This is a genomic window from Priestia sp. JNUCC 25, assembly GCF_053667915.1.
Map to the genome: position 1 here is coordinate 1296145 of NZ_CM132211.1, position 11940 is coordinate 1308084.

At 38.5% G+C, this 11940-nt stretch carries 13 protein-coding genes; 4 read left to right on the forward strand and 9 right to left on the reverse strand.

The annotated features are described in order from the left end of the window. The first annotated feature begins 29 nt into the window (after positions 1–29). Positions 30–815 carry an SDR family oxidoreductase gene (locus JNUCC25_RS06600; RefSeq protein ID WP_029325103.1) on the forward strand — a complete coding sequence of 262 codons (786 nt, stop codon included), beginning with the start codon at positions 30–32 and terminating at the stop codon, positions 813–815. Between the two features lie 36 nt (positions 816–851). On the opposite strand, the gene JNUCC25_RS06605 is transcribed toward JNUCC25_RS06600, so the two are convergent. The 5 genes from JNUCC25_RS06605 to JNUCC25_RS06625 form a co-directional block, all read right to left on the reverse strand. After that, entirely contained in the window at positions 852–1463 is a 612-nt protein-coding gene (locus JNUCC25_RS06605; protein ID WP_013056019.1) for a nitroreductase family protein, read from the reverse strand. A gap of 152 nt (positions 1464–1615) precedes the next feature. Next, positions 1616–2779: an aminotransferase A gene (locus JNUCC25_RS06610; protein ID WP_029325104.1), complete on the reverse strand. Its 1164-nt coding sequence runs from the start codon at positions 2777–2779 to the stop codon at positions 1616–1618. A 96-nt stretch (positions 2780–2875) separates the two neighbouring features. Next, the gene (locus JNUCC25_RS06615) at positions 2876–3097 is read right to left on the reverse strand and encodes an IDEAL domain-containing protein (RefSeq protein ID WP_013056021.1); all 222 of its coding nucleotides are present in this window, start codon (positions 3095–3097) and stop codon (positions 2876–2878) included. 204 nt (positions 3098–3301) lie between these two features. Next, on the reverse strand, positions 3302–3496 hold the full coding sequence (locus tag JNUCC25_RS06620; protein WP_013056022.1) for a hypothetical protein: 195 nt from the start codon (positions 3494–3496) through the stop codon (positions 3302–3304). Between the two features lie 113 nt (positions 3497–3609). After that, positions 3610–4209, reverse strand: coding sequence for a TetR/AcrR family transcriptional regulator (locus tag JNUCC25_RS06625; protein ID WP_029325105.1), 600 nt, complete (start codon positions 4207–4209; stop codon positions 3610–3612). Between the two features lie 296 nt (positions 4210–4505). Between JNUCC25_RS06625 and JNUCC25_RS06630 the strand changes: the two genes are divergently transcribed. After that, entirely contained in the window at positions 4506–5411 is a 906-nt protein-coding gene (locus tag JNUCC25_RS06630) for a chemotaxis protein (protein ID WP_013056024.1), read from the forward strand. A gap of 50 nt (positions 5412–5461) precedes the next feature. Here the strand turns inward: JNUCC25_RS06630 and JNUCC25_RS06635 are convergent, their stop codons facing one another. Together JNUCC25_RS06635 and JNUCC25_RS06640 are read right to left on the reverse strand one after the other, a co-directional pair. Continuing rightward, the gene (locus tag JNUCC25_RS06635; protein WP_013056025.1) at positions 5462–5929 is read right to left on the reverse strand and encodes a YkyB family protein; all 468 of its coding nucleotides are present in this window, start codon (positions 5927–5929) and stop codon (positions 5462–5464) included. 255 nt (positions 5930–6184) lie between these two features. Further along, positions 6185–6697 carry a L,D-transpeptidase family protein gene (locus tag JNUCC25_RS06640; RefSeq protein ID WP_029325106.1) on the reverse strand — a complete coding sequence of 171 codons (513 nt, stop codon included), beginning with the start codon at positions 6695–6697 and terminating at the stop codon, positions 6185–6187. Positions 6698–6806: 109 nt separating this feature from the next. Between JNUCC25_RS06640 and JNUCC25_RS06645 the strand changes: the two genes are divergently transcribed. Together JNUCC25_RS06645 and JNUCC25_RS06650 are read left to right on the forward strand one after the other, a co-directional pair. Continuing rightward, positions 6807–8333, forward strand: a complete 1527-nt coding sequence (locus JNUCC25_RS06645) for a Ppx/GppA family phosphatase (RefSeq protein WP_029325107.1) — start codon at positions 6807–6809, stop codon at positions 8331–8333. Positions 8334–8406: 73 nt separating this feature from the next. After that, the gene (locus tag JNUCC25_RS06650) at positions 8407–10530 is read left to right on the forward strand and encodes an RNA degradosome polyphosphate kinase (protein ID WP_064471474.1); all 2124 of its coding nucleotides are present in this window, start codon (positions 8407–8409) and stop codon (positions 10528–10530) included. 39 nt (positions 10531–10569) lie between these two features. Here JNUCC25_RS06650 and JNUCC25_RS06655 read toward each other — a convergent pair whose 3' ends face one another. Both JNUCC25_RS06655 and JNUCC25_RS06660 read right to left on the reverse strand, forming a co-directional pair. Beyond that, the gene (locus JNUCC25_RS06655) at positions 10570–10908 is read right to left on the reverse strand and encodes a hypothetical protein (protein ID WP_029325109.1); all 339 of its coding nucleotides are present in this window, start codon (positions 10906–10908) and stop codon (positions 10570–10572) included. Positions 10909–11053: 145 nt separating this feature from the next. Further along, a complete protein-coding gene (locus JNUCC25_RS06660; protein ID WP_013056030.1) occupies positions 11054–11920 on the reverse strand; it encodes a metallophosphoesterase in 867 nt (288 codons plus the stop codon). Positions 11921–11940 lie beyond the last annotated feature (20 nt).

Sequence of the window (11940 nt, forward strand, 5' to 3'; positions counted from 1 at the left end):
GATTCAAACTATTAGACGAGGTGAAAGAAATGGATGTTGAATTAAAAGGAAAAACAGCGCTTGTATTTGCGGCCAGCCAAGGGCTCGGCAAAGCGATTGCTGCCAGGCTCGCAGAAGAAGGCGCAAACGTTATGATTGCAAGTCGTTCAGAAGAGAAACTAATCCAAGTAGCGGAAGAGATTTCATATCTTGGAAGCGGACAAGTGTTACATAAAACGGCAGATGTCACGAAAACTCAAGACATTCAAGATGTTATTCAATATACAGTAGATACGTTTGGAACCATTGATATTTTAATTAATAATACAGGAGGTCCTAAAGCTGGGAACTTCCTTTCGTTAACAGATGATGATTGGAAGCATGCATTTGAGTTAAATCTCCTCAGCTATATTCGTATTATTCGTGAGGTAGTGCCCGTTATGAAAAAGAGCGGAGGACGTATCGTCAATATTGCTTCTTCTTCCATTAAAGAGCCAATTGCTGGACTTATTCTGTCAAATACCTTCCGTACAGGAATCGTGGGACTTACCAAAACACTTGCTTCAGAACTAGCAGAGGACGGTATCTTAATTAACACGGTTGCGCCAGGAAGAATTGCAACAGACCGAGTGAAAGAGCTAGATACCATTCGTGCTGAAAAACTGGGAGTAGACGTTTCAGAAATTGAAGAAGAGATGAGAAACCAAATTCCTCTTAAACGCTACGGTCAGCCTGAAGAGTTTGCTAAAGCCGTTGCTTTCTTTGTTTCGGGAGCGAATTCATATATGACAGGCCAGTCATTTCTAATCGACGGAGGCATGGTGAAATCCATTTAGTTACATAGAAAAACCCTGCAGTTGCAGGGTTTTTTGTTAAATCCAAGTTGTAACTTGATCTAATGGTAAACGATCGCTAGCGTGAGCTTCTTTAGCCGCTTTTCCCACTGAGATAAGCATAACCGGAATGTATCGATCCTCAATTTTAAATTCTTCTACAAATTTTTGAGCGTTAAATCCGCCCATTGAGCAAGTGTCTAATCCTTTTGCTTTTGCTGCAAGCATGAATGTCATAGATGCAAGAGAAGCATTCGTAAACGCTGCATCCCGGGCAAAAGCACCGTTTTTATAAGCGCCGTTAATTTGTCCTGACAAAATATTTTTTACGTCTTCTGTCATGTGACCTGCTTCGACTAGTGGATTGTACACCTCATCTACATTTTTATTGGCTTCTAAATCACCTAAGACAGCTACTACAGCGCCTGCTTCTGTAATTTGTTTTTGGTTGTAAGCAATTGGAAGTAGACGTTCTTTCGCATCTTGGTCTGTAATAACAACGAAATGCCAGTGCTGTAAGTTCCAAGCTGATGGTGACTTCACTGTTGCTTCTAAAAGTTCCGTTAATTCTTCTTTGCTTAATTTAGCTGAAGAGTCATATTCTCGAATCGATGTACGTTCATTTACCACATCAAAAAAATCTTTTGTCATAATAAAAACCTCCGTTAAAAGTATGTATTTCTTTAGTGAATCGATGCACATTTTATAATGATACACTATTGAAGTCAATTTATATGCTTCTAGTATACCCGCTCTTATGTGCTATCACTCACAAAAAAATGCATACACTTCTTACCATCGGCTTAACGTGATTGACGAGAGGTAAGATAAGCTTCAATTCGATCACAGGCTGCATGCAGCGTGTTCATGGAATACGCATACGACAGGCGTACATATCCTTCACCGTGGGAAGAAAAAGCGCTGCCGGGTACTAGTGCAACACCCGCTTCTTTTACTAACTCCAGGGCAAAATCAAATGAATTACTGTGGAAGTTCTGAATAGAAGGGAAGATATAAAAAGCACCCGTCGGCTTTTCTACGTCAAATCCCATGTTTACTAGCCGGTCATAAACATAATTCAGTCTTTGTTCGTATTCTTTTTTCATATCTACCGCATCATTTTTGCCTGCTGTCAGTGCCTCGAGTGCAGCTGCTTGAGAGACAGAAGAAGCACAGCTCACGTTGTATTGATGAACTTTTAAAATATGTTTGGCTAAATAAGAAGGAGCAAATAAAAGGCCAATTCGCCAGCCTGTCATGGAATGAGACTTTGATACTCCGTTAATAACAATTGTTTTCTCTCTCATAGATGAAATGGAGGCAATGGACTGATGTTTTTTATCAAAAACGAGCTCGCTGTATATTTCATCAGATAGTACAAAAATATTTTTATCGCTTAAAAGAGCAGCAATTTCTTCTAATTCTTGCTGTGACAACGTCACGCCTGTAGGATTAGACGGATAAGGTAAGATGACGCATCTTGTTTTAGACGTCAAATGTTGTTGGATTAAATCCGCTGTTAGTCGAAATCCTGTTTCGGTTGTATCAATATGTACAGGTTTAGCGCCGTTTAACCGGATAAGCGGTTCGTATCCTGGGTAAACAGGTCCAGGTAAAATAACTTCGGAGTCTTCTTCTAAAATGGTGCGAAGAGCAATATCAATTGCTTGACTAGCTCCAATGGTCACAATCACTTCATCAGCTGGGTTATAGTGCAAGTCATATTTTTCTTTGACAAATTGAGCTGCTGCCTCGCGCAGTTCTATCGTTCCAGCATTGTGGGTATAAGAAGTTTGGTTATCATCAATTGCAGATTTTGCCGCTTCTTTTACATGCTGTGGTGTTAAGAAGTCAGGTTGTCCAATTGTGAGGGATAAAACATCTTGATATTGTGAGACCATATTATAAAATGTACGTATTCCTGATAATTCAATTTCTTTGACACGTTTATTGATTAAGTGCTCCATAGTTTCAAATCCTTCCGCGTATTTTCAACTCATTTTATCACAATGAAAATAGGTAAAAAACCACTATTTGCGCATTTTGCAAATAGTGGTTTTAAGTTAGGTATTATACAGCTTATTATAAGCTGTTGTTAGTTCATAAAATTGTTCTTCATCTCTGTTATCTAACGCATCGTCGATAAGAGATTTCAAATGCTGTTTATTAAAGTTTGTACTCATAGTCGTTAAAATACGATCAGCTTCTTTCGCGTAATAGTGTTGGTAAGGTGTGTACTGAGATGAGTGAGGATAGTGATTCATATTTTTTCGATAAGAACTCATAACATAAACCTCCTTTTTAAAAATAAAACGCAGCTTCTATTACTTGAAATGTACCCTTTCTATATAGTTGTTAACCCTGTTTTTTAGCTGCGAATGTGCTAAGGTATGTGTTAGGAAATCAGAGGTTCCTCGCTTCACGTTCAATTCTAGATTCAAAATAATAAGCGCATAAAAAGACCTGCATATATATGCAGGTCTTGTATATTAGTCAGTGTGTATTTGGCCTTCACGCCAATAAACGGGGGAAACGTAGCCAAAATCAACTTCATGATCGTCCAATGTTACAACGCAGTGATCAGAGCCTTCTTGTTCTTTAATATCTTGATATACAGCTTCTTCTACGTTTTCAATAATGGTCATTTCATTATCGTCATTAAAAAGAATGACGGAGCCTTTCATATTACGAACACCTTCTTTTAAGATTATTCATTCACTTTGTGTAGTATAAACCGTTTTGGCTGTAGAGTCCACAGCTATCTTCGATTTCTTGTTAAAAATTTGTGAACAGGCTTTTAGGAATGAATAAGAAACCCTCTAAATAGAAGAGTAACCGACTTGTCTATTCTTTCTTGAAGGGTAGTAGAGTCGGGGTGGTTGGTACACCAGTAGAGAAGTGTGCCAAAAAAATTAAGTATAGCAATGGAAGCCATTTCTTCGGCAGGAATATCGACTATAAGTTCACCTCGGTCTTGTCCTGTTTGAAAAACTTTTGTAAAATGAGCGCGCATTTTTTCAATTTGAAGAATTTCAGATTGTTGAAAGGAACTGTTGGTAATAGCAATATGAAACCAAGAACGGATTAGGTGAGGGTTCGCTTCTTCGTTTGATTGCGCTAGTAATAAAAACAGTTGTTTAACAATAGAAGCAGTTGATTCTTCTGTTTGAAGGAGCTGTTCTAATTTATAGGAGATACGGTTTGTGAAATTAATTCCAAGGTAGTGAAGAACTTCTTCTTTTGTTTTGAAGTAATTAAAAAATGTACCCTTTGCTACACCCGCTTCATGGGTAATTTGAGACACAGTCGTTTTTTGATATCCCTGCTGTTGGAATAAAGAAATAGCGGCCTTTTGGATGCGTTTTTTTGTTTCTTCTTTTTGTAATCCTCTGTTCATAAATTACACCTCGTTTTAATAGGAGTAGTCGTTTGACTCAAGTTCATAAGCTAGTATAGAGAAGTAAAGTAGAGCAAGTAAAAAACTGAGCAGAGGATGAGACGAAAGGGATCAACGCTCATGTTTTTATATAGTATATAATATTCTGTCAATTCATAAAACAATATTTTATGTATATGTTTTAGGAGAAAAGGATACCAAAATAAGAAAATTTTTCTTTACGGATATAAGAGGCGGTCACTATAATAGGAAATATGGACTATTAGATAAGCAGGTGAGATGAGAGGAGTAAGTATATGAATCGAGATAAAGGAATTTTGTTGGAAAGTGGCACAAACGAACTGGAAATTGTCGAATTTGAGATAGGAAATGTTTGGTTTGGCATCAATGTAGTAAAAGTTAGAGAGATTATTAATCCCGTATCTATTACACCTGTTCCAAATGCGCATTCTTACATAGAAGGTATTACAGAGCTAAGAGGGGAAGTACTTCCTGTTGTTGACATAGCAAAAGCGTTAAAAATGGAACCTTCAAATACGCCGGAAAAAGATAAGTTAATTGTTACAGAGTTCAATCAGCAAAAAATTGTCTTTCATACCCATGCAGTGACGCAAATTCACCGTATTTCTTGGAAAGAAATTGAGAAGCCTTCAGATTTGTATCAAGGTTTGGAAACACAGATTACTGGAGTGGTGAAATTAAACGGTCAAATGATTCTGCTGTTAGACTTTGAAAAGTTGATTTCTGACGTGAACCCTGATGCGGGTATTAATCAGTCGAAAATAAAAAAGCTAGGGGCTAGGGAACGCTCTAATAAAAAGATTGTCGTGGCTGAAGACTCGCCGCTGCTGCGCCGAATGATTGAAGATACTCTTGCACAAGCAGGTTATGAGAACACGGAATTTTTTGAGAACGGTGAGGAAGCATGGAACTATCTAAGCTCGGTGATCGATGAAGGAGTGGAAATCAGTGATCAAGTCCAGCTGCTTATTACAGATATAGAAATGCCGCAAATGGATGGGCATCATTTAACTAAAAAAGTAAAAGAAAATCCTCAGCTTTCTGTACTTCCAGTCATTATCTTCTCTTCTCTTATCACAGAAGATTTACGTCACAAGGGAAAGATGGTAGGAGCGGAAGGACAAGTAAGTAAGCCAGAAATCGGAGAGCTTGTTGAGTTGATCGATCTTTATATTTTGTAGAATCACAAAAAAGTGCCTGAAAGCAGATCGCTCCACTTCAGGCACTTTTTTTAAAAATAACTTTTACCCAGCGGTTTAAACACAGGTGCTTGCCGTTTTCTTGGAGTCGAAACAGGGCTTTTAGCCGGCTGTACGAGATGACCCGTATATTTAGATAATAAGCGCTTCGCATAAGATAATGACATAGTCGTTTTGGGATTTCGATACTGATGGTTTAAATGGCCGAGGTGTGATAACTCTTTGAAGTCTTCTTTCTTTGGAGGCATATGGAAAAAGTAGTCTCCAACTGATACAAGTACATCTGATTTTTGTTGACTTTTACCAGGGTTTGGCGAAAAGTGAAGTCCTTCTTTTTTGGCTTTTCCTTCTAAAATTAGTTGATCTAATGCAATTTTCTTTAACGTATATAACTGCTTAGGATCAGGAGCAGCTTTTGCGTGACGATTTACAGTGAAAATAGCTTGTGCAATCTCAGATACAGACGGGGTCAAAGAGCCTTGTCCATTTGCTTGAGACATACGTTCACTCCCTTTCTATCATATCAGCTGTTCAACCTATAAGGTGAAAGCTGATACGTTCATTATAGCGTGTCTTGTCCCATTTGAAAATAATTACACGAAGAAGTATTTTGGTAATTAATGAAATTTCCTATGTATAGGGTTTGTTTTGTTACGCTTCCTTATACAAGTAAAGTGGAACAGCAAGCCATACTTTCTATTTTAAAAAAAATGCTGCTCCCACAGTTAAACAATTATTGACTAGTAAATCCCGAACTATTGAGCCATTCGTCGAGAAGGTCGAATATAAACACCAGTCCCATTTGGCACAATTTTAGCTAGCTCATTTACTTGGGCATTATACATGCGAATGCATCCTTTGGATACGGCTTTTCCAATAGAACTTGGATCATTTGTTCCGTGAATGCCATATGACTTTTTAGACAAGCTTAGCCACATTGTGCCAAAAGGCCCCCCGGGGTTTGGCTCCCGGTTAACGATAATAAAGTCTCCAGTAGGGGTTGCGCTCAGCATTTTTCCTGCTGCAATGGGATAGACTTTTTGTATGATATTATTTCTTCGTAATTCAAGCTGCTTTTCAGCAATAAACACGTGGATCGTGTAAGGAATGAGCTCTTTATCAGGGAGGTGTGGAATGATGATTACTTGCCCAGGCTTCAGCGTACTATGGCTTACAAAAGGATTAGCCATCCACAGGTCTTCAACCGGAATCCGGTAGTCACCTGAAACGCTTTGCCAGGTTTCACCGCGCTTTACTATATATCTCATTAACTTCGCTCCTTTGATATATGACTATGTTGTAACAGTATACGATTGAAAAAAGTAAAAGTGACTTTTGTGAGCATAAAGTTATTTTGAAAAAGGTGTTGAAATTACATTGACTTATAAACATGGACTGATTGATATAGGTTCAAATACGATACGCCTTGTTATTTATGAATACAAAAAAGGCAGAGGGTTTAAGCAAATTGAAAACGTGAAAGTAGCTGCACGGCTTCGAAATTATTTAAGTAAAGAAGGAGTGTTAACGGCTAAAGGAATATGTACCTTGCTTGATACGCTTGAAACGTTTGGAGTTATTACCAAGCATCAGCAGCTGCCGCACGTTACCTGTGTGGCCACAGCTACCATCCGTCAAGCGGCTAATGCAAAAGAAGTTCTAGCGCTTGTAAAAAAAGAAACGGGCTTTTCTATTCAACTATTGTCTGAATATGAAGAAGCGTATTACGGCTTTGTTGCCGTTATTCATTCCACTTCGATCGAAGAAGCCATTACAATTGACATTGGTGGGGGAAGTACGGAAGTTACGTATTTTCGCAATCGAGAGTTAGTGCAGTACCACAGCTTTTCGTTCGGTGCCTTATCTCTGCGTCTGCAGTTCGTCAAAGGCAATATTCCCACTGCAGAAGAAAAAGTAAAAATCCGCGATTTCGTGATCCGGCATTTCCATACTGTCCCATGGCTTTTAAATCGCCAAGTTCCGATTGTAGCAATTGGAGGAAGTGCAAGAAGTATGGTGCAAGTGCATCAAGGTTTTATCCACTATCCTCTCGCCGGGCTGCATCAATATGAAATGAATTTAGCTGATATATTGCATGTGAAATCTGCTATAGGCTCATTGTCTTATCACAATCTTCAAAAGCTAGACCGCTTGTCAAAAGATCGTGCGGATACAATTTTGCCAGCGATTGAAGTATTTCAATCATTATATGAAACAGTCAACGCGACTCGTTTCATCTTAAGCCGCAAAGGCTTAAGAGAAGGGGTGTTATTTAAGGAGGCTTCTGATGCTAATATCCAGCCAATGTACCCCGATGTCATACAGCAAAGTTTTCAAGAAATAATGGAAGAGTTTGAAGTAAATAAAGATTATGTCAAACAGCTTACGCGCACAGCTATTATGATGTTTCAGCATCTTAGGGAGCAGGGACCGGTTGATTTAAAAGAGGATGACTTAGCGCTTCTTATAAAAGCTGCGCAAGTGTATGATATAGGAAAGTATATTGATGCGGAATCAAGCAGCCAGCATACGTTTTATGTGCTTGCTAATCGTACAATCGATGGAATTTCACATAGAGAACGTTTAAAGCTGGCACTTGTTTCTTCATATAAAGGGAAGTCTTCTTTTAGGCAATATGTTGCTCCTTTTAAAAAGTGGTTAACAAAAGAAGAACAAAAAAAAGTCCAGCTGCTCGGTGCGGTTTTAAAAATAGCTGACGGTTTACATGCAACAAAGCGAAATGTTGTTCAACATATTGACATGAAAAGCAATGAAAACACAGTTACGATTAAACTATTATGTACAAAAACCTTTCGTCCTGAACAATATCAGGCTGAAAAACAGAAAAAGCATCTAGAAAAAGTAGTGAAAAAAAATATTGTTCTTGAATTTACTAAGCTTTAGAATAACGCTGGATCGGTTAGAATATTCAGTATAGCTAACTAGATTAAATCCATTATCCTGGAAGGTGAGGCCAGTGTTAGAAAGTAATCGCACTTATAAGCAAACCATACAAGTGGCTGATTCAGCTTATTACAATAATCGTGAATTGAGCTGGCTGGCTTTTAACAAGCGGGTGCTGGAAGAAGCAGTAGATACGAAAAACCTTTTGCTTGAGCGGTTTAAATTTCTAGGGATTTTCAGTTCAAATCTGGATGAGTTTTTTATGATTCGGGTAGCCGGATTAAAAGATCAAGTGAAAGCTGGATTTAGCAAACCTGAAAACAAAGCAGGCTTAACTCCTAAACAGCAGCTATTTTCTATCTCCAAACAAAACCACGATCTAGTCAAGCAGCAGTATGATACGTATATTCATACACTTCTTCCTGAATTACAGAAATACGGCGTGGAAATCATTACGGTTGAAAAGCTGGAGAAATCAAATCTAGATAAGCTTAAACAGTATTTTGACGAGCAAATCTTTCCCGTATTAACTCCTATGGCTATTGATACCTACCGGCCGTTTCCTATGTTGATGAATAAAAGCTTGAACTTAGTAGTCGTCCTTTCAGAAAATTTAAATGATGAGCAGCAAATTGCCGAGATAAAAGAAAGACTAGCTATCGTTCAAGTACCTTCGGTGCTAACGCGCTACATTGAAATAGCCACGTCAGATTCTACCCGTCTATTTGTATTGCTAGAGGATGTAATTGCCTATTTTATTAAAAAGTTGTTTAAGGGATACCGCGTTTCATCCGTTTCTCAATTTCGAATTACCCGCAACGCAGATATGACTATTCACGAAGAAGACGCTCAAGATTTACTAAAAGAAATTGAAGAAGAGTTACAGAAGCGAAAATGGGGAGCGGCTGTTCGGCTTGAGATTAAGAGTCCATATGATCAGGGTGTACTAGCGTATTTAAAGTCAGTACTTGAAATTGACGATGAAGATGTGTATGAGATCGAAGGACAGCTGGATTTAACCAGTTTATTTTCGTTTTATAGATTACTTAAATCTACGCATGAAGAGTTGGCTGACAAAGCCTTTATTCCTAAGCTTACAACAGAGTTACATCCGGATCAAAATGTTTTCGACCAAATGATTCAAAGAGATATTTTGCTTCACCATCCTTATGAATCGTTTAAGCCGGTACTTGATTTTGTTAACGGTGCAGCAGACGATGAAAATGTGCTCGCTATTAAGCAAACGTTATACAGGGTAAGCGGAGATTCTCCCGTTATTAAAGCATTAAAACGAGCAGCTGCAAAAGGTAAACAAGTGACGGTACTAGTTGAACTAAAAGCGAGGTTTGATGAAGAGAATAATGTGCAATGGGCTAAAGAGCTAGAGCGGGCAGGGTGCCACGTGATATATGGAATGACTCATTTAAAAACGCATGGTAAAATTACGCTCGTGGTGAGAAGAGAAGGAGAGCATATTAAACGGTTTGTTCATCTTGGTACTGGGAATTACAACGATGCGACGGCAAAGATCTATACGGATATAAGTCTTTTTACTGTCAATCGAAACATCGGGATAGATGCGGCCAATTTTTTTAATTACTTAAGTGGCTATACGCAAAAACCAGTATATCATCATTTATCCGTTGCACCATTTGATATAAGAAATGATTTTTTGCATCTCATTGATAAGGAAATCCATTATCACAGACGGTATGGCAATGGAAGAATCATTGGGAAAATGAACTCATTGACGGATAAAATTTTAATTATGAAGCTATATGAAGCTTCTATAGCTGGTGTGACAATCGAACTCATTGTTAGAGGAACGTGCTGCTTGCGCCCTCAAATTCAAGGCGTTAGCGAGAATATAAGGGTAAGAAGCATTGTCGGACGATTTTTAGAGCATAGCCGAATCTATTATTTTCATCATAATAAACAGGAAAAGTTTTTCTTGTCATCTGCAGATATGATGACAAGAAATATGGTGAAACGAGTAGAAATTTTATTTCCTATCTTGGATACACATTTGAAAAAAAAAGTGTGGAAGTGGCTTGAAGTTATGCTTGCTGATAATGTAAAAGCACGAGAACAAGATCAAGAAGGGAATTATCATTACGTTATAAAAAAAGAACATGAGCTCTCTATTAACAGTCAAGAGATCTTTTGTCAATATGCTCTTTGCGACGACCAAGAATAACATAAAAAAAGCCGAGTGCTCGGCTTTTTAGTCATGTTATTATCTAGGAATGGGACCACCAGGACCGTATCCAGGTCCGTAGTATGTGTTATAAACAGGGGCACCGCCTCCATAACCGGCACCAGGGTAGCCTCCTCCAGAAAATCCAACGCCTCCATAGCCGGCACCAGGATAGCCTCCTCCAGGAAATCCACCGCCGTAAAACGGAACTGGATAAGGATAAGGTGGTGGACAGCACCCAGGTCTGCCTCCAAAACCGCCAACAGCTAGTCCGCCAAGCAGCCCACCAGCTAAGCCAGCAACAAAAGGAAATCCAAAAAAGCGCTCGTCACCATTTGGAATATTACGATATCCTGTATAGGGATATTGATAGTACATAATTTAACCTCCTTGTCAGTTGTCTTTGTAGTGTATGGCTGAACGGAAGCTTTTGAGCCTGGTTTATTTCTTTAAGACTAGAATTAGGCGGTCATGATCAGCTAAAAAAAGACAAAAAACATAAAAACGCCCCGTAAGGGCGTTTTTATGTTTTTTGCAAGGTGAAAAGCGTAATTTCAGGTGTAGCTAAAAAACGAAAAGGAATGCGAGTGGTTCCTAAGCCTCTGTTCACATAAAGCTTCATTTTAGAATCTCCAACTTCGTACATTCCTTCAGGGTAAACCGTCCCAAAGGGCGGTGTAATCAAAGGACCGTAAAAAGGAATTTGAATTTGGCCTCCATGACTATGGCCGGAGAGCTGAAGATCTACTGGAAAAGGAGCTGCTTTGACAGCAACATCAGGTTCATGAATCATAGCAATAGAAAAGATATTCGGCTGTAATTGCCCTAGCGTTCCCTCATATTGTGGATTCCCAAGCATAATATCATCGAGTCCACAAATATGAATGTAGCTTTTATCAGGCATGGAAACCGTATCAACTTCATTTACTAGAAGTCTAAATCCTGCGTCTTCAATGGCTTGTTTGTAGATATTTGTTCCATACCCTCCATGATCATGGTTTCCATATATTGCGTATTTTCCAAGAGGAGCCTGAAGCCTCTGTAAAATTGGGGGGATTCTTTCTGGATGCGGGTATTCATTAGGTACATCCATTAAATCTCCGGTAAATAATATAATATTAGGCTTCAAATTATTTATGGTCACCATAAGCTGTTCTAGTTGTAATAAATCGTAAGAGAGTCCAAGGTGAATATCACTAAATTGTAAAATTTTTATTCCGTTAAAGCTTTTCGGAATGTTTTTAGAAGTAATTGTATGACGAACAATTTGCAGACGTCTAGGCTCAATATATTTGGCATATGTATACCCAAAAGACGTGGTGAGCAAAGACCCTAACGAAATAGACGCTAGTCCTTTCAAAAAAGATCGTCTTGTATACGTCTTTTTCATGCAAAATCAACCTATTCCTT